21 protein-coding genes and 1 pseudogene are annotated in these 20,462 nt (G+C 66.1%); 6 read left to right on the forward strand and 16 right to left on the reverse strand.

The genetic code is table 11. From position 1 onward, the window contains the following. From BRAO375_RS22415 to BRAO375_RS38170, 3 genes and pseudogenes are all read right to left on the reverse strand, one after another. On the reverse strand, positions 1–1,110 hold a 1,110-nt coding region (locus tag BRAO375_RS22415), incomplete at its 3' end, for a ParB/RepB/Spo0J family partition protein (protein WP_035641662.1). 111 nt (positions 1,111–1,221) lie between these two features. After that, positions 1,222–1,912: pseudogene (locus BRAO375_RS22420) on the reverse strand (ArdC family protein); the annotation flags it as partial. A gap of 428 nt (positions 1,913–2,340) precedes the next feature. Further along, a complete protein-coding gene (locus tag BRAO375_RS38170; RefSeq protein ID WP_175345349.1) occupies positions 2,341–2,487 on the reverse strand; it encodes a hypothetical protein in 147 nt (48 codons plus the stop codon). Between the two features lie 70 nt (positions 2,488–2,557). On the opposite strand from BRAO375_RS38170, the gene BRAO375_RS22425 reads away from it, so the two are divergent. After that, positions 2,558–5,116: a spermine/spermidine synthase domain-containing protein gene (locus tag BRAO375_RS22425; RefSeq protein ID WP_139031449.1), complete on the forward strand. Its 2,559-nt coding sequence runs from the start codon at positions 2,558–2,560 to the stop codon at positions 5,114–5,116. A 4-nt stretch (positions 5,117–5,120) separates the two neighbouring features. On the opposite strand, the gene BRAO375_RS22430 is transcribed toward BRAO375_RS22425, so the two are convergent. The 3 genes from BRAO375_RS22430 to BRAO375_RS22440 all read right to left on the reverse strand — a co-directional run bounded on the left by BRAO375_RS22430 (position 5,121) and on the right by BRAO375_RS22440 (position 8,308). Continuing rightward, entirely contained in the window at positions 5,121–5,744 is a 624-nt protein-coding gene (locus BRAO375_RS22430; RefSeq protein ID WP_009029729.1) for a 2OG-Fe(II) oxygenase family protein, read from the reverse strand. Positions 5,745–5,835: 91 nt separating this feature from the next. Continuing rightward, the gene (locus tag BRAO375_RS22435; protein WP_009029730.1) at positions 5,836–6,165 is read right to left on the reverse strand and encodes a hypothetical protein; all 330 of its coding nucleotides are present in this window, start codon (positions 6,163–6,165) and stop codon (positions 5,836–5,838) included. Positions 6,166–6,283: 118 nt separating this feature from the next. After that, positions 6,284–8,308, reverse strand: coding sequence for a hypothetical protein (locus BRAO375_RS22440; RefSeq protein WP_009029731.1), 2,025 nt, complete (start codon positions 8,306–8,308; stop codon positions 6,284–6,286). A gap of 265 nt (positions 8,309–8,573) precedes the next feature. On the opposite strand from BRAO375_RS22440, the gene BRAO375_RS22445 reads away from it, so the two are divergent. The 5 genes from BRAO375_RS22445 to BRAO375_RS38645 all read left to right on the forward strand — a co-directional run bounded on the left by BRAO375_RS22445 (position 8,574) and on the right by BRAO375_RS38645 (position 12,223). Next, a complete protein-coding gene (locus tag BRAO375_RS22445) occupies positions 8,574–9,473 on the forward strand; it encodes a peptidylprolyl isomerase (RefSeq protein ID WP_009029733.1) in 900 nt (299 codons plus the stop codon). Further along, positions 9,470–10,450, forward strand: coding sequence for a HupE/UreJ family protein (locus BRAO375_RS22450; RefSeq protein WP_009029734.1), 981 nt, complete (start codon positions 9,470–9,472; stop codon positions 10,448–10,450). Before BRAO375_RS22445 ends, BRAO375_RS22450 begins: the two co-directional genes overlap by 4 nt. 17 nt (positions 10,451–10,467) lie before the next feature. Beyond that, on the forward strand, positions 10,468–11,079 hold the full coding sequence (locus tag BRAO375_RS22455; RefSeq protein ID WP_009029735.1) for a HupE/UreJ family protein: 612 nt from the start codon (positions 10,468–10,470) through the stop codon (positions 11,077–11,079). Next, positions 11,076–11,696 carry a HupE/UreJ family protein gene (locus tag BRAO375_RS22460; RefSeq protein ID WP_009029736.1) on the forward strand — a complete coding sequence of 207 codons (621 nt, stop codon included), beginning with the start codon at positions 11,076–11,078 and terminating at the stop codon, positions 11,694–11,696. The genes BRAO375_RS22455 and BRAO375_RS22460 overlap by 4 nt, the downstream gene beginning before the upstream one ends. A 215-nt stretch (positions 11,697–11,911) precedes the next feature. Next, the gene (locus BRAO375_RS38645) at positions 11,912–12,223 is read left to right on the forward strand and encodes a prepilin peptidase (protein ID WP_009029737.1); all 312 of its coding nucleotides are present in this window, start codon (positions 11,912–11,914) and stop codon (positions 12,221–12,223) included. A 7-nt stretch (positions 12,224–12,230) separates the two neighbouring features. Here the strand turns inward: BRAO375_RS38645 and BRAO375_RS22470 are convergent, their stop codons facing one another. From BRAO375_RS22470 to BRAO375_RS22515, 10 genes are read right to left on the reverse strand one after another with little or no spacing between them, the layout of a single operon-like run. Next, complete coding sequence (locus BRAO375_RS22470; RefSeq protein WP_175345350.1) at positions 12,231–12,842, reverse strand: general secretion pathway protein GspN; 612 nt, start codon at positions 12,840–12,842, stop codon at positions 12,231–12,233. Beyond that, on the reverse strand, positions 12,842–13,405 hold the full coding sequence (gspM, locus tag BRAO375_RS22475; protein ID WP_009029739.1) for a type II secretion system protein GspM: 564 nt from the start codon (positions 13,403–13,405) through the stop codon (positions 12,842–12,844). Before gspM ends, BRAO375_RS22470 begins: the two co-directional genes overlap by 1 nt. After that, positions 13,402–14,475 carry a PilN domain-containing protein gene (locus BRAO375_RS22480; RefSeq protein WP_009029740.1) on the reverse strand — a complete coding sequence of 358 codons (1,074 nt, stop codon included), beginning with the start codon at positions 14,473–14,475 and terminating at the stop codon, positions 13,402–13,404. Before BRAO375_RS22480 ends, gspM begins: the two co-directional genes overlap by 4 nt. Continuing rightward, positions 14,472–15,416 carry a type II secretion system minor pseudopilin gene (locus tag BRAO375_RS22485; protein WP_009029741.1) on the reverse strand — a complete coding sequence of 315 codons (945 nt, stop codon included), beginning with the start codon at positions 15,414–15,416 and terminating at the stop codon, positions 14,472–14,474. The genes BRAO375_RS22480 and BRAO375_RS22485 overlap by 4 nt, the downstream gene beginning before the upstream one ends. Then, a complete protein-coding gene (locus BRAO375_RS22490; protein ID WP_009029742.1) occupies positions 15,416–16,138 on the reverse strand; it encodes a PulJ/GspJ family protein in 723 nt (240 codons plus the stop codon). The genes BRAO375_RS22485 and BRAO375_RS22490 overlap by 1 nt, the downstream gene beginning before the upstream one ends. Then, positions 16,135–16,536, reverse strand: coding sequence for a PulJ/GspJ family protein (locus BRAO375_RS22495; protein ID WP_009029743.1), 402 nt, complete (start codon positions 16,534–16,536; stop codon positions 16,135–16,137). The genes BRAO375_RS22490 and BRAO375_RS22495 overlap by 4 nt, the downstream gene beginning before the upstream one ends. Next, the gene (locus tag BRAO375_RS22500) at positions 16,529–16,993 is read right to left on the reverse strand and encodes a prepilin-type N-terminal cleavage/methylation domain-containing protein (RefSeq protein ID WP_009029744.1); all 465 of its coding nucleotides are present in this window, start codon (positions 16,991–16,993) and stop codon (positions 16,529–16,531) included. Before BRAO375_RS22500 ends, BRAO375_RS22495 begins: the two co-directional genes overlap by 8 nt. Beyond that, positions 16,986–17,462, reverse strand: a complete 477-nt coding sequence (gene gspG / locus BRAO375_RS22505) for a type II secretion system major pseudopilin GspG (RefSeq protein WP_009029745.1) — start codon at positions 17,460–17,462, stop codon at positions 16,986–16,988. The genes BRAO375_RS22500 and gspG overlap by 8 nt, the downstream gene beginning before the upstream one ends. A 22-nt stretch (positions 17,463–17,484) precedes the next feature. After that, a complete protein-coding gene (locus tag BRAO375_RS22510) occupies positions 17,485–18,696 on the reverse strand; it encodes a type II secretion system F family protein (RefSeq protein ID WP_009029746.1) in 1,212 nt (403 codons plus the stop codon). Between the two features lie 8 nt (positions 18,697–18,704). Next, on the reverse strand, positions 18,705–20,360 hold the full coding sequence (locus tag BRAO375_RS22515) for a GspE/PulE family protein (RefSeq protein ID WP_009029747.1): 1,656 nt from the start codon (positions 20,358–20,360) through the stop codon (positions 18,705–18,707). Between the last annotated feature and the right edge of the window lie 102 nt (positions 20,361–20,462).

The following is a 20,462-nucleotide window of genomic DNA, read 5'->3' on the forward strand; positions in this document are numbered from 1 at the left end:
CGCGCCAGCGCGCGCCATCTCGGCCGCATCGAAGATCATCGGCCGCTCATCGAAAGATCGCAGCGCCGCCTCGATCTCACCGAGACGGCAATAGATATCCTCAGGCAGTTCATCGGCCTGATCGTATTGGGCTGCGAGCCTGGCCTGCTCGGCGCGCAGCGCTTGCATGGTCGCCTGCTCGTCGGGCGTGAGCTGTGCCGGCTGCCCATGAAGCTCGCGCAGGCCGTGAGTATGCCCGAAAGGGAAGTCGACGGCGGCCGCGATCCACTTCCAGCCCTCAAGGCCAATCCGCTCCGCTTCCGCCTTCAGCTTCTCCGCCACGAGCCGGTCCAACAGCGCGACATCATGGAGCCAGCCGCCATCGTCCGCCTCGAACAGATCCCGCAGCACAACGCCGCCGGCCGCCTCATAGGCAGAAAGCCCGATGAACTGGACCCTGCGGTCGAACGCCCGAACCGTCTGCTCGGTGAGGTGCCGCCGGATCTGGTAGGGTGCGTCGGCGCCGGAACGGCTGACCTTGTTCCAGACCTCCTGTTGCCGTGCATGATCGGAGGTCACTGTAAAGGCCATCAGCTGCTCCAGCGTCATGCCGTCAGCCGCGTAGACGTCGAGGAGCAACGGCGAGACCGCGGCGAGCCGCAGCCGCTGCTTGACGACAGCAACCGTCACGAAATGGCGGGCCGCTATCTCCTCCTCGCCCATGCCGCCGTCACGCAGCGCCTGGAACGCCTGAAATTGATCCAGGGGATGCAGACCGACGCGCTGGTCGTTCTCAGCCAGCGAGTCATCCAGAGCCGAACCGCAATCGCGCACCACGCAAGGCACAGCCTGCGTTTTCGCCATCCGCTTCTGCTTCACCAGGAGCTCCAGCGCCCGGTAGCGTCTGCCGCCCGCCGGCACTTCGAACATCCCGGTCTCCCGGCCGTCGGGATCGAGGACAGCCCGAACGCTCAAGCTTTGCAGCAGCGTCCGCTCGGCAATGCTCTCGGCCAGTTGCTCGATCGAAACGCCGCCCTTGATCCGGCGAACGTTGGATTGGCTGAGCACGAGCTTATTAAAGGGAATGTCGCGCGACGGCGACAGCGTGATCTTGTGAGCGGCCTTGGTCATGTCATCGTTCTCCACGACGGGCCGGCCCGGAGCCTCTCTCTCAGGCCTTCAACCCGTCGCAGAGCGCCTCTCGCCCTCTCCCTCTCCACTGCTCGCCCAAATGTGGAGGGATCACGCAGGCGCGCGATCCGCAGCGGCCGGCTGAGCAGGACCAACCGCGTTCGGCGCAAAGCCGACGAGATAGTCGGCCACGCGGCTCGCCTGGCTTGCCGCCGGGACGATCGCGCGATTGTCCTCGCGCAGGACGTCGAGCCAGACGCCGACATAGTCGGCATGGCGCACGGTTGGCACGATGCCCAGCGCGGCGCAGCTGAAGGCGGCTGCGATCTCCGCGATCAGCTCCTCGAACGCGTATTTGCGGCTGCCGAACCGGCCCGAGAGATCCCGATCCAGCCGCGACGGGTGACCGCTCGCATGGGCGAGCTCATGCAAAGCCGTGCGATGCCAGTTGACCGGCTCGAAGAACGCCGCTGGCGGTGGCACCTGCACGAAATCTTCGACTGGCGCGTAGAACGCACGATCCCCCGACCCGGAAGTCGACGCCGCTGTTGGCAATCAGCGTCTCAACCATGGGCTCGACGGCACGAGGCGGCGGAAGCGGTGCCACGGTCGCGATATCCTCTGCCAGACCATTACATTGGTCGGTGTTGAAGACGGTAAACCGCTTCAAGACCGGAATGGCTTGCGCCTCCTCACCGACCTCGCGGGCACGCTGCCGTTCGTCCGATGGCACAAACCGATCAGCGTAGACGATAGTGACGCCGCGCTCGCCCTTGCGGACGTGAGCATCAAGCGACAGCGCCCACTCGATGATCTCCAGCACCAATAACGAACTGAATTTTCGACGTTTTTACTGTATGACGCCCTCTGTCGCCGTGGGCGAAACCGGCGAATTTCTGTTGTCTTGATTCCACAGGAAAATTTAGCGCTTAATCCTCCACGCGCCTTTCAGCAACTCTCGGACGCTTTCGCCTCCGAAGCAATCAGCCTCTTGGTTGTAGAGGCCAACTGGCGAACCGGACGTGGCGACACGCCGCCGATCAGGATCCGTGGCTCGGTGCGTTCGACGCCTTGGATGATCCGCAGCGATGCGCGCTTCATGGATCTCTTGCAGCGCGTGCTGCCCAGGACCTACTGGCGCGTTATGACGAAGTGGTTGGAGAAGGCGACCGCGAAGGGCTCGTCAGACGGACGGCAGGGCTCTCGACGCTGACCGGATGCGGACCGCTGTCAAACCACCGTCACGAAACGCGAACAGAAGGAGACGGCGACCGCAGCGACAGCCGCGCGGTCGTTCGCGCGCCGCAGCTGCCAAAATGTCGTCTTGCGCCGCCCATCGAGCACGAACAGCTGCGGATCACGAGCCTTGACCGACATACGCCGAGCGGACCCGCGCGATGACGATCCGCTCGCGAAGCAGCAAGGGGATTGGTCTGCCGGCGTGGCGATGGTCTCTGGCTGGAGCGAGACGCAATTTCTTGCCCTCAAGCTGCTGATCGGAGCGTCCGGTTTCGCCGGTCTCGGCTATGAGATCGTCTGGACGCGTCAGCTCGCGCTCGCGCTAGGCACCGAGATGATGGCCGTGCTCGGGGCCATCGCCGGGTTCTTCGCGGGCCTGGCGCTCGGCGCCGTCGGCCTGGACCGCTTGATCCGCCGCGCCGCCCATCCGCACCGACTCTATGCCATCCTCGAGATGGCCATCGGCTTGTGGGGCGTGTGCGCGATCTGGCTGCTTCCCGCGAGCGCGCGCGCGATGGCGCCGCTGCTCGGCACGTCGCCCTCTCCGCTCCTGCTCTGGAGCGCGAGCTTTCTGCTTCCAACGCTGGTGCTGCTGCCTGCCACGGTGGCAATGGGCGGCACGCTGACCGCCCTGGAACGCATGATGTCGGCGGCGCAAATCCGGACGTCTGTCAGTGCGGGCGTCTATGGCGCCAATACAGCAGGCGCCGTTGCCGGTACGCTGCTGTCGACATTCGTACTGATCCCCACACTCGGATTATCGTCCACGCTGCTTTGCCTTGCCGGCATCAACGTGGGCTGTGCGCTTGTGTCGCTTCGCCTTGGCAGTCGACTTGGCAGCCGGCTGCGGTTCGAAGCGTGCTCGCGCGATGATCGCAAGCATGTCGCGCCCCGCCTGCGCCTGACAGCGACGCTGTTCGCTACCGGCCTGCTCGGCATCGCGTTCGAGGTACTGGTCGTTCGGCTCGCTGCGCAGATGATGCAGGACACTGTCTACAGCTTCGCGTGTCTGCTCGCAGCCTATCTGTTGGGGACAGCCTTTGGCGGGATCATCTGGCAGCGCGTCGGCCTCGCGACGGCTGTCAGTCGGGCTGGGCTCATCAGCAGCGTGGCTGTCATCAGTCTGGGAACGGCGCTCATCGTGCCATTTCTCACCGGTCTCGTAGATCATGCGGCAGGACTCGGCGTCGTAGGCGAGCTCGGCATCGCGCTCGTGCTGCTCCTGCTGCCGGCCATGGCCATGGGCGCACTGTTCGGGCAGCTGATGCAGGACGTCCGCGACATCAGCGGGTCGGTCGGCTGGGCCGTCGGCATCAACAGCGTCGGCGCCGCCATCGCGCCGCTGATTGCGGCGCAGCTCCTGATCCCGACGTTCGGCGCTTGGAAGGCGGTGGTTGTCGTTGCCGTCGCTTACCTTCTGCTGCTGCAGCCGCGACGAGCCGTGCTGCGCTGGGCTGCCGCGCCGGCGCTGCTTGGGTTCGTCCTGTTGTGGCTCCCTGCCCCCCTGCTCGTCAAAGTCCCTCCCGGCGGCAAGCTCCTCGCCGTACGCGAGGGACCGATGGCGACCGCAAGCGTCGTCGATGACGCCTCAGGGGCGCGCTATCTCGAAGTGAACGGCCACTTCCGCATGGGTGGCACCAGCTCGGTGCGGTCGGACTTCCGCCAGGCGATGCTGCCGCTGCTGCTGCATCCGGCCCCTCGCAATGCGCTGTTCCTCGGCGTCGGCACCGGCGCAACCGTGCTCGGCGGCGCGCAGCTGCCGGACCTCGATGTGCGGGCCGTCGAGCTGTCAGCCGAGGTGGCCGCTCTGCTGTCCTGGTTCGATACGTCGGCGTCACGGCACGAACGGCCACCGATCTCCATCGCGGACGCGCGACGCTTCATCATCGCCGACGGCGAGCAGTACGACGTCATCGTGGCTGACCTGTTCCATCCCGCGCTGGACGGCAGCGGCGCGCTGTATACGGTCGAACATTTCGATGCCATCAAGCGGCGCCTGGGCCCGGACGGCGTCTTCTGCCAATGGCTGCCGCTGTATCAGCTCGATGCGCCGTCGCTGCGCGCCATCATCCGGAGCTTTCTGGCCACCTTTCCCGACGGCTCGGCCTGGCTGAACCATTACAGCGTGCGCACGCCGATGTTGGCGCTGATCGGGTCGCCCAAGGCGCGGCCGGTCGATCCCGAGCGGCTCGCTGCGACCATCGCGAACGCGAAGCTGCGCCCGATCATCCGGCCTCTCGGTTTCGATCAGCCGATCGATCTCCTCGGCCAATACATCGCCGGCGCGACATCGCTCGCCCGCTTTGCCGGGCCGGGGCCGCGCAACACCGACGACTTCCCGTTCGTGACCTTCGATGCGCGGAGCAACGTCCATGCGCTCTCCGCACCGCCGTGGCAGCTGCTGTTGACCGTGATGACGGAAGCAAAGACCGACACGAACCAATTGTTGGACTCCTCGCGGCGCGCGGCCTGGAGTGATCGCCTCAATGCGTATTGGCAGGCGCGCGACCGCTTCATTCAGACCGGCGCAGCGCTCTCGGGCGATCCTCGCGGCGCTGCGCTGATCGCGGCGGCAGCACCTGGCCTGCTCGAGGCGATCCGGGCCAGCGCCGAGTTCGAGCCGGCCTATGCCCCCCTGATGAGCATGGCGAAATCGCTGCTCGCCACCGATCGTGCCGCCGCCGAACACCTGCTCCAGGCGATCGATCGCGCCGCGCCAACGCGGCGCGAGGCGCGAGAATTGCTGTCGCAGGAATTCGGACGGTAAGCTTCTAGGAGGAGAAGCTGACGCGATAGCCCCAGCAGTCGAGATGATCGGGGATCGCGTTGAAGGCGATGGTGATGCGCTGGTCGCCCTGATTGCGCGGCACCTCATGATAGAGGTAGCTTGGGAACAGCACGAGGTCACCAGGCTCGGCTTCCGGCAGCACATACTTGCCCGCGTTGAACGGCCCGACAGCTGCGCTGCGCGTATGATGGCGGAACGAGAAATCGCTGCCGCCGGGCGGACGCACGAACACGGTGCGGCTGCCCGGATGCGACGGCGTGAGGTAGAAGATGCCGGAGATGAAGCTGTTCGCATGGGCATGCAGGGTCTGGTTGCCGCCCGTCTCCAGCATGTTGGTCCACATCTCCTTGACCATCCAGTTCAGCTTCTCGCCGAACAAAAGCTGGCCGAAATCGACCAGCTTGGGCACTGCGAGTTCGGCGATGGTCTGGAACAGATTGTTGGCGCTGGGGTCGGCGACCTCGGTGTGAAACAGCTGTCCGGAGCGCAGATTGGTCTCGATCTTCGCGCCGCGGATGGCCGCGACCGCCGCGTCCTTGAGTTCGGCGCTCAGCAAGCCCGGCGAACGCAGCAGCGGTATCGGAAAGAGAGCTTCGATCTGGTCCATGTCTGAAAGCCTTGCACGCGCAGCAACGGAACGGACAATGTCCCGACTTGCATGACAAAGGGATGACGAAAGCCGCGGCGGGACGCGCTGCTCAGCGCGGAGGGACTTCGTCGACGCGGAGGATGTTGAGCCGTTCGCCGGGCTTCAGGCTATGCGGCCGCTCGCGCACCTCCAAGATCGCGCGCTCGGCCTTCTCGACGCAGTCGTCGAACTCGCCATTGCCGGCTTCGACCAGCGCCTGCTGAATGTCCCGCTCCGCGAAATAGCGCGAGACATCGTCGGCCGGCAGCGTTGCGGCCTGGGCGCGTGCCTCGGCCACCGCGGCATCGCAGACCTCCTGCGTCGGTTCTTCGTCATGCGCCGATGCGCCCGTCATGGTCAGGACGAGGACGGCAAGGATCACGATCGACGAACGGGACATCTCTGCAGGAGCTCCGAAACAAACGCATCTCAACGACGAAGCGCCGGCTGTCAAACCGGCGCTTCCTGTTCGGGTGGCTCGGCGGGTCGAGATCGCCCGCCGGCCCGTTTGCCATCAATCAGTCGCGGTTGAACGCCCAGCGACCCCAGTGGCCCCAATGACCCCAGTGGTCCCAATCGTGCCAGTGGTGATGCTCATGCGCCAGCTTGCGCGCCATTTCCTTGTTCTTCTCGACCAGGAGCTGCGGCGTGCCGTACGGACGGATGAAGATCGGGTTCGCATAGAACCAGACGTTCGACCAGGCCTGCACGTCGTTCGTGACTTTCTTGACACCGTTCACCGTCCCGAGATGCGACGGGCAGGCCGCATCGGTGCAGCTGACAGTGGCGTTGTTGAGGTCCAGCAGCGGATTGCCGGCGCTGTCCGACACGTTCGGAGTGGCCGGCGGGATGTTGGTGCCGCGGGCCCGGATGTAGAACGGCGTCTTGCCGACAATGAAGGTGGTCGTGAAGCTGAGGCGGAGCGAACCGTCGCGCAGCTTGTGGCTCCGCATCTTGGTCGCCTGGATCTGCTTCGCAATCTTGGCCGAGGGATTGTAGACGATGGCTGCACCATCGACACCCTTGGCGTTGGCCACCGCATAGCCCGGCGCGCCCGGCGCGATCGGGCCGGTGATGTCACCGGTGATCAGATCGACGTGGTCGAGATACGGCTTGTTCAGCGGCTGCTTGATGCCGACCTGCAGCAGCAGCGGATTGTTGAAACTATACGGGCTGTAGTTCGACGCCGGGACGGTCATCTCCATCTCCAGCGTGACCTTCTCGCCTGGACGCACGACCAGCGTTTCGCCCATCGTCTTCCAGTCGAAATCCCACTCGCCCTTGGCGCGGAACACCATGTCGGAGTCGATGATATTGGCATTCACCGAGTAGGAGTTGCCCGAGCGCATGCCATTGATGATGGACTGCTGGGAGAAGCGGCGCTCGTTCGGCACGTAGAGCTTAGTGTATTCGCCGGGAATGAAGTCAGCCGTCGTGCCGGGGTCGCGAGCGCCATAGACGCCGCGGCTGTGCCAGTCCGAGCTCTGAAACAAGAAGAAGTTGCGGCCTTCGCCCAGCAGACCGTCCCACAGCCCGCCGACCTTGGCGGTGTAGACGCCCTGCATGCCGTAGGTGCCGCCACCGACCGCGCCCGAGCCGTAGGAGCCGGAGCCGCCATTCACCCCGCCCTCGGCCATGTGGCCCGGAGCCTCGATGCCGAACGCAACCGTCGGACCGGCATTGTTGAAGTCGCGGAAGTGCTCGATGTTGTAGCCGGCCGAGCCGCTCGGATTGAACGGTCCCTGACGCTCGGTGTGGGTCGGTACCGCGTAGGACTGCAGCGGATGATTGGCCTGCAGCCAGGCGATACCGGCGACAGCCTTCTGATGACCGGCGGTGCCGGAGTTGTTGACGTTGTCCTTGCCGGTCCAGATCGGGTTGTTGCTGGCATCGACCGGGCCGATCGCGTCGGTGTCGGCGCGGTCGAAGCGGTACTCGAACTCGGCCATCTTGTCGGCATTGCCGTAGCCGCGCGGATTCTGGCCGGCAATGACGGCGACGTCGCCGTGCTCGTGGCCGGGCAGAATCCATTCGAGACCTTCGACGAGCACCTTGTTATAGGTCGCGGTGCGGTCGACGATGGTCGGATACTCGATTTCCTTGATCGACTGCCAGCGCCACATCTTGGCGTTGGTGTCGGTGCCGTTCGGCGTGCCCTTCAGGCTTGTGATGGTGATGCCATCGATCGTCTTGCCGAGCGTCTGGCTCCAATAGGTCGTGGTGTTGTCGCCCGGAATGTTGGCGCTGGCATCGCTGAAGCGGCAATCGCGGTTGCCCGAACCGCCGTGGTTGCCCAGCGTGAACCAGTCGAGATCGAAATTCTTGCCACCAGCCGCCGCGGTGCCCTTGCCGACCGAGCGATCGATCGCATAGCCGGCCGCCACCGAACCGTCGGTGCAGGTGTTGTGGTTATGCATGTCGCCGGCGACATACGGGTTGTTCTTGCTGGTCTCGCCCCAACGTTCGTCGGCATTGGCGCTGTGCGATAGCGCCAGCGACACCGACGCCGCTGTCAGCAGAATTTTCTTGGCAGATGGAACCATGTCGTCGCCCCTGAGAAATTCGATCGATTTTTCAAACGAGATGACAACGCGACCGAGCGCGCCGTCCTGAGCGTGGGCGACCAAACCAAAAGTCGGAGACAGATTGTTGAAGGATTTATTTTTTGTCACACCCCATGCACGACCATTGCACGCCCGGACTGTTGCGAAATTTTTGTGACACGGCGGTTTGTCCGGTGACAATGCCGATGCTGCCGTTGCATATACGCGCCGCGCAACGAGCGCGATCCGAACTGTAAAAGACAGTATGTCAGCCCCTGCCATGTCGAACGCGGCGCAGACCTTCGAAGGCGGCTCCGCACGCTCCAATCAGCAAGATGGCAGCAGCACATCACCAGCGCGATCGTCCCGCGCCGCGACGCTGCGCGGGCTGATCCGCGAACCGCTGCTGCACTTCCTCGTCCTGGGGGGTCTCATCTTTGCCGCCGACGCGATCATTCATCCGCCGGTGAAGGAGGAGAAGGTCATCACGGTGACGAAGGCGCTGCGGCAGTCGTTCATCGACACGTTCGACGAGGACAAGCAGCGGACGCCGAGCGAGGCCGAACTGCAAAAGATGGTGGAGGCCTGGGTCGCCAGCGAAATTCTCTATCGCGAGGGCAAACTGCTTGGCGTCGACCGCGGCGACGAGATGATCCGCGACCGGGTCGCGTTCAAGCTGCAATATCTGATCTTCGACCAGGTGCGCGTGCCTCAACCGAGCGACGAGCAGCTGCGCGCCTGGTTCGCCGACAATCACGCGCGGTTCGACGAGCCCGAGCGCGTCAGCTTCTTCATGACGCCGCCGAGCGACGAGGCCACCGCGCGGCGCCACCTGGACGACATTCGCGAGCAGCGCGAGACCGAAGAGCTGCGCGATCAGACCCGCGCCATTCTCGACCGTCCGGTGCCGAGCCTTGCGCCCGGGTTCGGCGACGGTTTTAGCAAGGGGCTGCTCGAAGCTCCGCTGCAGCAATGGACCCTGGTGCAGTCGAAGGACGGCTGGCACGTCGTCCGCCTCGACGCCCGAACGCCGGGCGCTACGGCAAAGTTCGAGGACATCCGCGAGGATGCGGCCAAGATCTGGCTCACCGAAGAGACCCGCAAGCGAGCCTGGGAGGCCGTGAGCCGGCTCAAGGCCAACTACACGATCAGGTACGAGCCGTGACCGTCGCGCGCGCCTTGCTCTCGGTCGTGCTGGCGCTCGCCGGGCTGCTGCTGGCACGGCCGGCAGTCGCTCATCAGGCGACCATTGCCGTGCTGGAATTTCGCGAGATGCGCGCTGGCGTCTATATCGGGCGCTGGACAACGCTGCCCAAGGACGGCGCCAACCGGATCGACCTCAGGATGCCGCCGCATTGCCTGCTCCGGCTGCCGGAGCTGAATTGCGGCGACAAGGGTCTCGTCGGGCAGATGACGATCGCCAATCTCGGCGAGGATATGTCGGCGGCAATCATCCGCGTGACGTCCCTGGCGGGCGAGACACGCAGCTACACGATCTCCGCGGCCAATCCGGTGGTCACCGTGCTCGGCACGGACGCGCCGACGCTCGACACCTGGATCGAGCTCGCCAAGACCTACGTCAATCTCGGCATCGACCACATCCTGCTCGGCGCCGATCATCTGCTGTTCGTGCTTGGCCTGATCTGGATCGTGCAAGGCGGCTGGCGGCTGCTCAAGACGATCACGGCGTTCACCATCGGCCACAGCGTTTCGCTCGCCGTCACGGCCTTCGGGCTGATCGGCGTTCCCGAGGCTCCGCTCAACGCCTGCATCGGGCTCAGCATCGTCTTCGTCGGTGTCGAGATCGTCAAGCAGCAGCGCGGCGAGATCGGGCTGACGGCGAAATATCCGTGGGCTGTCGCCTTCGGCTTCGGCCTCGTGCATGGCATCGGCTTCGCCAGCGCACTGGCCGGGCTGGGCCTGGAGCGGCGAATTCTGCCGGCCGCCTTGCTGTTCTTCAATGTCGGCGTCGAGATCGGGCAGATCCTGTTCGTCACCCTGGTGCTGGCGCTGATCTGGGCGCATCGCCGGCTCGGTGCGGAGCTGCCGCGCTGGGGCGCCGAGCTGCCGGCCTATGCGATCGGGTCGGTGTCGATGTTCTGGTTCCTGAGCCGCCTCGTGCGGGTGCTGGCGGCAGCCTGAGAGTGAATGGGACTGACATGATGGCGCGCAAGCTGCTCTACTCCACATTGGCTGTCGCTCCGCTCTTGCTGCTGACGGCGAGCCCTGGTCTCGCGCACGAGCAGACCGGCGTTAGCGGCGGGTTGGCCAACGGGCTGCTGCATCCCTTGACCGGCCTGGATCATCTGGTCGCGATGGTCGCCGTCGGCATCTGGGGCGCACAGCTCGGCGGCGTGGCGATCTGGGTGCTGCCGATCGTGTTCCCGCTGGTGATGGCATTCGGCGCCGTGCTCGGCATCCTCAAGATCGGACTGCCCGTCCCGGAGCTGGTGATCGCGCTCTCGGGATTGATCCTCGGTCTCGCGGTCGCCTTGCGCGTTCGGGTGCCGTTCGCTGCGGCGGCTGCGATCGTCGCGGTGTTCGCGATTTTCCACGGCCACGCGCACGGCGTCGAGCTGCCGACAGCCGCCAACCCGCTCGCCTATGGCTGCGGCTTCGTGGTCGCGACGGGTCTGTTGCATGCCTGCGGCATCACCATCGGCGCGCTCGCGCGCTGGCCTGTGGGAGAGCGGGTCATCCAGGGCGTCGGCGCGGCGATCGCCGCGCTCGGCGGCTACTTCCTGGTCGCGAGCCTCGGAGCAGCGGCATGAGCGCGAGGCTGAGAACGGCTGCTCTGACAGCGCTTGTGCTGCTGGCGCAAAGCCAGATCGCAGACGCCCACATCGTCAACGCCCGTCTCGGCGACTTCTACGCCGGCGCCCTGCATCCGCTGCTGACCTTGCAGGACATGCTGGTCTTGGTGGCGCTCGGCGTGCTGGCCGGATCGCTCGGCGCGGCCAGCGGACGCTGGCTCGTCGTCGTGTTTCCGCTTGGGCTCTGCGCGGGACTGGGGCTGGCCGTAGCGGCGAGCATCGCGCCGGTGCCACCGGTCGTCGACGCCGCCACCATCCTTCTGCTCGGGCTGCTGCTGGCCGCGAGCTTGCGCATTCCCGTGGCGCTGCTGTGCGCCATCGCATTCGCTCTCGGGATGATGCGCGGCGCTGCCAATGCCGGCGAGCTCGTGCCGCAGACCGACCGCCTGCTCTATGCCGCCGGCCTGGCCTGCGCCGGCTACGTCACCATCACGCTCGTGATGGCTGTCGCGCTGACGTTCCGGCGTCCCGACACAGAACCGGTGTCGAGCTGGCGCGGCATCGCGCTCCGCGCCATCGGCGGCTGGGTGGCCGCCGTCGGACTGATGATGGCTGGGCTATCGTTCGCCACGTGAGCCGGTCTATGCTGCGGCTCATGGGCATCACATTCGGCGCCGCGTGACCGACGCCATCGACATCCTCTGTATCCTCGTGCTGATTGCGAGCTGCGCCGGCCTGATCTGGACGGATCTGCGCAGCGGCCTCCTGCCGGACTGGATGAATGCCGCGGTCGCGGCCAGCGGCTTCGTCCGCGCGATGCTAGCCGATATGTCCGAGGCGGCTTTGGGGCGTGGTCGCGGCGTTGGCCGTCGGCGCGGCGCTGCTGTTGCTGCGCCAGTTCTACGTCGTGGTGCGGGGCCGGCAAGGCCTGGGCTTCGGGGACGTCAAATTTTTGATGGCCGCGACGTTGTGGGCGGGCTTGTCCGGACTTCCCGTTCTGCTGCTGATCGCGACGCTGTCGGCGCTGGCCGTCGTTCTTGTTCTCTACGTCAGCGGGCGCAAGCTGACCGCGCAGACTGCCCTGCCGTTCGGCCCGTTCCTCGTCGGCGGCCTGCTCGCCATCCTCGTGCTGCAACGCACGGACCTCGCGCTGTCGATCTGAGACGGGTTCAGCGCGACCGCCGCGCCATCCGTTCCCGACTCACTGTTGGCGCCGGCGGCACATCGGCCTCATTGTCGGCCGTCGCTCCCTGCTGCGGCATCATCAGAATGATGGTCTCGGTGTCTTTCTGCAGCACCGCCTGGCGCGACTTCAGCGATTGCAGCAGCCAGCCATCATGCGCTGCGCCAATGCGCAGCCGAAGCGACGTCTGCGAGGAGGACTCGATGAAGATGCCGAAGCTGTCCTCGTCGCCGACCACCGTGCCGACGAGCTGCAGGCTCGGCCTGTCCGGTTCGCTCGGCGGAGCCGGCGGCGCTCGCGTCACCATGACCGGCTCCGCGACCGGCGGCTCCGGCGGCCGGCGAGAGGCCGAGAAGATCGGGCGGTCCCGTGTCGCCGACAATGCGGCGATGGGAACATCCCAGATCGGATTGGCGCTGCTTCCGGCTGGACGTGCCGGAAGCTTCGCGGCCGGAGAGACCGAGTTGACGACCGGAGGGTCGAGAGACGGTGTTGCCTGTCGCGCGGCGGGCTCCAGGCCTTCGATATCCTCGCCGCGCGCTGAACCAAAGACCCCGACGACACCGGCGATTGCAACGATGCAGAGGAGCAGGCGCATCATGTTCTCCCCCGCCATTGTCCGGAGATGGTGAGCTGCACCCGTAGGCGCGCGCCTTCACTGGCCGCGGTCGCAAGCGGCTGCTGGACGTGCAGCTGATCGACGAACAGGAACGGAAATCCGGCTTCGATATCGTAGAGCAGCTGCTGCAGCGCCGGCTGCTCCAGCTCGCAGCTCGCCACGACACTGATCATGTTTGCATTGGTCCGCGCGGCCGGCAGATCGACCTGGGTGGACAGAACGTTGCCGCCGACCTTGGTGATGGCCTCGGTGAGCCGCTGCACCAGCGCGGCGCCGGCGATGGTGACGGTCCGGCCCTCGACGAACACCGAACCGCCTGGCGCAGCCGCGACGCTCACGGCCGTAGTACCGCCCGGTCGCTTGCGCTCGGCGAACTGCGCCAGTTGCGTCGTTACGTCGTTGAGCTGGTCACGCTTGGCGAGGAGATCCAGGACAGCCGCGGCGCCGAACCAGATCAAGGCCAGCAGGCTGACAGCGTAAAGTGCCGCGGCCGCGGCCGGCGAACTCACGAAGATGCGGTGCGGCCAGTTCGCCCAGCTCATGCCCGGTCTCCAAAATAGGCGTTGAGGCGCGCCTCGATGTGAAAACGCTCGCCCGCCTCGCCGGCCGTTCGCGTCGTCGGCGCGTAGAACGTGGCGTGGCTGAATTGCGGCGACTGCTCGATCAGGCGGATCAGAGCGGGTGCGTCCTGCGTCACTCCGGAGACCTGCAGTCGATCGTTCTCGACATGCATCTCGATGACGTAGGTCCCATCGGGCAGGATCTTCGACAGCGTCTCGAGCACGATCACGCTCGCCGGGCTGCTCTGTTTGCGCTTGGCGAGCAGACTGTCGGCCGCGGTGGCTCCGATCCCGGGCCGCAGTGCCGTGCGCAACCGCGTGACCTGCTGCTGGGCCTCGTCGATCTCACTATCGAGATATCCGCCGATCAAGACAATCGCGACAAGCAGCACGGCCGTCGAAGCGCCGACCGACAGCCAGCCGAGCTTGAGCAGCCGTCCGACATCGCGTCCGTCGGCGAGAGACGAGCGCAACGAGGACTTCAGGATCTGGATCGCTTCGCCTTCAGGCGAGCCATCGTCCGCGACGACCACGATCTTGGCCGCTCCCACCTCATTGGCGAAGGCGAGGACCGGCTGAAGCAGGGTGCGCGGCGTCGCCACCAGTGTCAGCGAGATCCGATCATTGGGCGCCGATCGCGGCGCGCTGAAGCCATACAGCACCTGATCGAGCGTCCACGGCGTGAGCCGGCTGATCTGCGTCCGGATCATGCCGTTCAGAAACGGCTCGGCCTGCTTGGGAAAGTCGAGATCACGAACCAGCAGGTTGTCGGCAGCCACCTCGACCTCCAGCGCGCAGCCGCGCAGGGTATGCAACCAGTCCGGCGGGAGCACAGCCGGCGGAGCGCCCAGCGCGAAGTTCAAGCTGGTCGGCGCCAACGCGGCCTTGCCTTGCGATGACGCGCGCACCATCAACGTGGCGCTGTCGGGCCGCGCATAGCGGATCACCACTCGCCCACGCCGAAACTGCCAGTCCGCGACCAGTTCCACCGCGGTCGCTACCGATCCCGTCCACGCAGTCAGTCCTCGCTCGATCGTCTCGGTCAGCTTCATGGCGTCCGTCGCGCCTGACGCGCGTCCCTCGGTTGCGGTCCTTCGTCGTGCCGTGCCAGCAGCCGATACGGCTCCTCGCCGTCGCCGGGGATGATCACCGCGGTCGCGGTGTGGCGCAGCCCGCCGACAGGACCGACCGTGATGCTCAATCGATAGGCCTTGCTCTTGCCGCTGGCGGCATCCTTCGCGTCCGAGCCCAGGGTCTTGGCCAACGCATCGGCACCCGACGCCCCCGATGCCCGTGCATTCAGGTAGTCCTTCAGGATCAGCGGCGTGATCCCCGGCAGCGCCGCCACGACCTCGGCCGGCGCAATCGCCGGATCGATTCCGGGAGAGCCGCTGAAGACGGTGACCCATGGCAGCACGCGATCCGTCACCGGGGCAGGAAGCCCGAGCACGAGGGCCAGTTCACCGACATGCGCGAACGGCGCCAGGCGCGGTCCATGCTTGAGCCCCGCCGCTGAATAGCGCGCCTCCTCGGCTTGAGCCTTCGCGGCATCGGACGGTTTCGTTCGCCACGCCACCACACGCTCGGCGAAATCGCGTGCAGCGTCGGGCTTGACACCCGCCGCGCCAAAGAGATTTTCGAGCATGTCCTTCGAGGCCGCGTTGAGATCGACACGCGCCGCCTCGTTCAGAAACGACACCGCGATGTCGTTGCCTGCGAACGTCAGGCGGAAGGCGCCCTGCCGTGGCCGGTCCTCGTCCTTCGACAGCATCAGGCGATAGGCTGATAATTCAATCGCCGCCGAGATCAGCGCGTCGGCCTCGATCGCCTGATCTTCGAGCCGCAACAGCCGTGCCGAGCTTCCCAATTGCTGCGAGACGACCACCACCAGCATCGCGAGCGCAGCGAGCATCCACAGCGCTGCGATCAGGATGAAGCCATCCTCCGCGGACCGGGGCGCTGCCGCGCTGTTGTTGCCGATGTTGTTGCGCATCAGTCGATCGGCTCGTTCTTGCTGGGCTGCTGTGGCTGGGGCCCGGCCGGCGGCTTGTCAGCATTGCCGCTGCTTCCCGGATCGATCGAAGCGCCGCCGGGCGTATCGATCTGAACGCGAACTGCGCTGACCAGGACCGGCCGTCCGCCGCGACTATCGTCGAGAACAGTCATCCGAACGGCAAACGGCAATTTGGTCGCGTCCCGCCACTCCGTCGTCCACGCCATCGTCCTGTCGGCATAGGCGAACGACATCCGGAACGGAGCCGAGAGCAGGACGACCGGATCGCCAAACCGCAAATGGTCGGGCGCAGCCTGTCCGACCGGGATCACCTCGAACGCGGCGCGGGAGCGACGCACGGCACGCTCGGTCCCCCTGCCTTCCTCGCCGATCCTGATGACATCGAGGCCATGCCCCGCATTCGGACCGATCTCCGCGCGAACGAAGACCGCCGAGAACTCGTCGCCGATGAACAGCGGCCCCTTCTGCTCGCGATTGGCGGAGACGAACTCCGCGGCCGCGAAATCCTCGCCGACCCGGCGCAACGCGGCGGCGACCATCTCGGCCCGCTGCACGCGGTCCAGTCCTCGTTTCCAGCCCGGCAGCCATTGCGCCGTGACGGTCAGCAGCGCCGACAGCACGATGCCGGCGATCGCAAGCGCCCCAAGCGCCTCGATCAGCGCAAAGCCTTCCACATCTGAACGGTGCGCCCGGGCGTTCATCCGCGCGGCGTCCGAACCAGGCGAACGGTCTGCACGTCGGCAATTGCGCCGGAGCCGGTTCTGACCCGCAAGGTGACGGCTTCAGGCACCCAGCCCTGCTGCCCAGCCGGCTGTTCCCAGTCGCCACCGAGCGGGCTGATCTGCATCACCACCGAGCCGGAGCCCGAGCGCTGCGTGAGGCTGCCCGGCTGCAGGCGGTTGCGATCGGCCAGTGCCGTGGCCAGCGCGAGCCTCGCATCGGTCACGAGCGTGACATGCTGCTCCAGCTTGCGCACGCTGGCCGCATTGCGCGACACCACTGCACCGATGGCAACGAGGGAGATCGTGACAACGGCGAGCGCGACGAGCACTTCGATCAGCGTGAAGCCGGCCTCGGACGAATGATCCGTCTCAACCATTGGCGAGCGCGCGCGAGACAATCTCGATCCTCCCCGTCAGCCAGTTGACCTTGATCTGAAGGCTCAGATCGGCGCGAGACAGCGTGATCGCCCCGCCGCAGGACAGGCCGTCGGGAAAAAAGCTGATCGTCGACAGTACCGGCCGATGCTGACAGCTGCGCGGCAGCGTCGCCGCGAAGGCGACGTCATCGGGCAGCCGCAGCGCAGCCGCGCCACTGCCGGCGCGGATCAGCCGACGCGAGGTATCGATCTGCGTATCGACCCGCGTTCCGCTCCGGATCGACGACGCACGATCCGATTTCAGCAACGTCACCGCCTGGAGGGCATAGGCCTGCAGCCGCGGCCGCGACGTCTGTCGCGGCAGAAGGGGCAGCGCGACGGATGCCACCAGCGCGATAATCGCGAGCACGCAGACCATCTCGAGCAGCGTAAACCCGCGCTGCCGCGCATCACTCACTGCGCGCGCTCGTCTGCGTCCCCAGCACGATGTCGGCGGCGGTGCCGCTGCCGCCTTCCTGGCCGTCCGCGCCGTAAGAGAGAATGTCATACGGGCCATGCTCGCCCGGGGAGCGGTAGACATAGGCGGTGTTCCATGGATCCTTCGGCACGGCCCCGCCCTTTAGATAAGGTCCGTTCCAGCTGCTCAATCCGGCCGGCCGTTGCGCCAGCGCTCCGAGGCCTTCCGAGGTCGAGGGGTAGCGGCCAGCATCGAGATAGAACAGGTCGAGCGCGGCCGAGAAGCTCTGCAGCTGAATGCGCGCCGCCTTGGTCTTGGACTCGCTCAGATAGTTGAGAACGCGCGGGCCGATCAGTCCCATGATCAGGCCGATGATCGTGATGACGACCAGCATCTCGACCAGCGTGAAGCCCCGCTCGCCGTTGCGCTCACCCGTCTTGGTCGCCATGGTCTGCATCTCCCGCGTCATATCACTCTCCCCTTGATCTCACTCAACCGACCAGCTGCGTCACCGAAAGCAGCGCCGTCATGATCGACACGATCAGGCCACCGACCACGACGCTGATGAGCAGGATGGCCGCCGGGCCGACGATGCCGACGACCCGGTCGAGCCCGCGCTGCAGCTTGGCTTCATAGAATTCGGCGATGCGGGTCGAGAGCGTCGGCAACTGGCCGGTCTCCTCGCCGAGCCGCAGCATCCTCAATGCCATCGGCGGCAGCAAGTTCTCGGCCGACAGCGCCTGGGACAGCTTGCCGCCGTGACGCACACGGTCAGCGCCCGCGGACCACATCGCTCGCGCCGATGTCACCGCCATCACGTCGACTAGGATGCGCAGCGCCGCGCTCAGATTGACGCCGCAGCCCAGCAGCAGGCCGAGATTGCGGCAGAACAGGCTCGTTCGATAGAACATCAGAATGCTGCCGATGCCCGGGGTGATCGCCAGCATCTGGGTCAGCGCCGAGCGGACCGCGGCCTGGCGCAACAGCCAGATGGCGGCTGCGAGCAGCGCGGCGCAGCCAAGCGCGATCGCGGCTGCATTGGCGCGCAGCAGATCGGACAACGTCATGAAGAAGCCGAGCGCGGTGTCGGCGCGGCCGCCGAAGTCGCGCAACACCGCGGAAAAGTTCGGCAGCACGGCGACGAGAAAGAACAGCATGACGCCGATCGCCGCCAGGAATACGAAGGCGGGGTACTGCATCGCATCGGTCAGCTTGCGCCGCGTCGCCTCGGATCGCTCGCGCTCGCCGGCCAGCGCGGTCAGCACGTGATCGAGCGTTCCCGACGCTTCGCCGACGCGCATCAGCGCGACATACATCGGCGAGAACAGGCGCGGTTGCGCCGCTGCGGCATCCGCGAAGCTCTCACCGGACATGATGGTCGTGCGCAGGCGTGCCACCACCGGGCGCAGGCGGCCGATGTCGGAGTCGCTCGACAACAGATCGAGCGCGTCATCGAGCCGCGCGCCGGCCTTGAGCAGTAGAGCGAGATCGCGCGTAAAGGTCGTGACCTCCGCGGCCGTCGGGCCGCCGAACGACAATCCCAGCGACGATCCGGCGCTCGCCTTCTTCTCCTCGACGGTCTCGATCGGCAACAGCTGAAGGTACGAGATGCGCTGCTCGACCTCGCTGCGTGACGGCGCCTCGATCGAGCCGACGACGATCTCGCCGGATTGGGTCAGTGCGCGATATCGGAAGCTCGGCACGATCCGCCTCAGCGCGCGACAAGAACACGGAGCAGCTCGGACGCCGACGTCACGCCGGCGCGGCACTTAGCAACGCCGTCGTCGAGCATCGTCGTCATGCCCTCCTGGATCGCCTGCCGGTCGATCGCCAGGCCATCGGCGCTGTCGGCGATCAGCTGGCGCAGGCTGCTGGTCAGCTCGAGCAGCTCGAACACGCCGACGCGACCGCGATAGCCGCCGCCACCGCAGCGCTCGCAGCCGGTCGGATGCCAGGTGATGTCGCCAGGCACAAGACCGAGATGGCCGAAGCGCGGATCCTGCTGGCAGATTTCTTCATCGAGTGGCCTAGCCGTCTTGCAGTGCTCACAGAGCTGCCGCACCAGGCGCTGGGCAATGACTGCCCGCAAGGTCGAGCGCAGCAGATAGCCTTCGACGCCGAGATCGAGCAGGCGCGGCACCGCCGCCGCCGCCGTCTCGGTGTGCAGGGTCGTCAGCACGAGATGGCCGGTCAGCGCCGCGTGAACGGCGACATGGGCCGTCTCGATATCGCGGATCTCGCCGACCATGATGACGTCCGGATCCTGGCGCACGAAGGAGCGCAGCGCGCTCGCAAAAGTCAACCCGATTGCAGGCTTGATCTGCGACTGATTGATACCGGGAATCTCATATTCCACCGGATCCTCGACGGTGAGGATCTTGCGCTCCGGCGTGTTGAGCAGCGACAGGATCGTCGCCAAGGTCGTCGTCTTGCCGCTGCCGGTCGGTCCTGTGATCACGATCATGCCGTGCGGCAGCGTGATCAGGCGCTTGAGCGCCGCATCGTCACGAGAGGAAAGACCAAGACGGGTCGCCACGAGCTGTGAGCGATCCTTCGGCAGGATGCGCAGCACAGCCGACTCGCCGTGTTGGGTGGGCATGATCGCGACGCGAACGTCGATCTCGGCCCGGCCGGCGCGGATGCGGGCGGCGCCATCCTGCGGCAGGCGGCGCTCGGCAATGTTGAGACCTGCCACGATCTTGATGCGCGAAATCACCGCCTGCGGCAGTACGCCAGACGGTGCCGCAATCGGACGCAGCAGCCCGTCGACCCTGAGCCTCACCACCAGCCCAGTCGAAAACGGTTCGATGTGGATATCGCTGGCGCGCATCTCCACCGCCTTCTCGATGAGATCGTTGACAGCGCGCACGACCGGCGCACCGCTGGCGAGATCGCGCAGGCTCTCGATGTCGTCGTCGCGCAGCTCCTGCGCCGGCGACATCTCGGCCTCCTCGCTGCCACCGAGCCTCTGGTCGAGGACCACGGCGATATCCTCATGCGAGGCGACCCTGAAAAGGGTGTGCGGACCGAGCACCAGTTCGGCCGCGCGTCGCACGGCCTGGTCGGTCGGATCGGCCATGGCAAAGACGGCGACGTCTTCGGCTGTCTTATAGGGATAGCCGAGCACCTCGCGCAGGAAGCGCTCCGAGAACTCGCTGACGGCGGGCGAGGCTGCCAGGAGCTCGCGCAGAGCGACGCGCTCCAGTCCGGTGAAACTGGTGACCTCCGTGGCGAACGCTTCCGCGCTCAGACCGAACCTGTCCCATAACGCAATCTGGGTCCCGTCCGCAGCTCCGTCGTCGGCCGGCGCCTGAGGATGACGCTGACGCAAATAGGCATGGAATTGGGTCGATAGCGTACCGCTCATGGCATGATCCGGCTGGCGCCCGTGCCGGCCCAACTTCTCGGCACCCCGCAACTGGCGACCGATGTTATCGATCGCGAACGTGACGGCTGTACGAAAACCGGC

Origin of the sequence: Bradyrhizobium sp. ORS 375, assembly GCF_000239775.1 — a bacterium.
Taxonomy (GTDB): domain Bacteria; phylum Pseudomonadota; class Alphaproteobacteria; order Rhizobiales; family Xanthobacteraceae; genus Bradyrhizobium.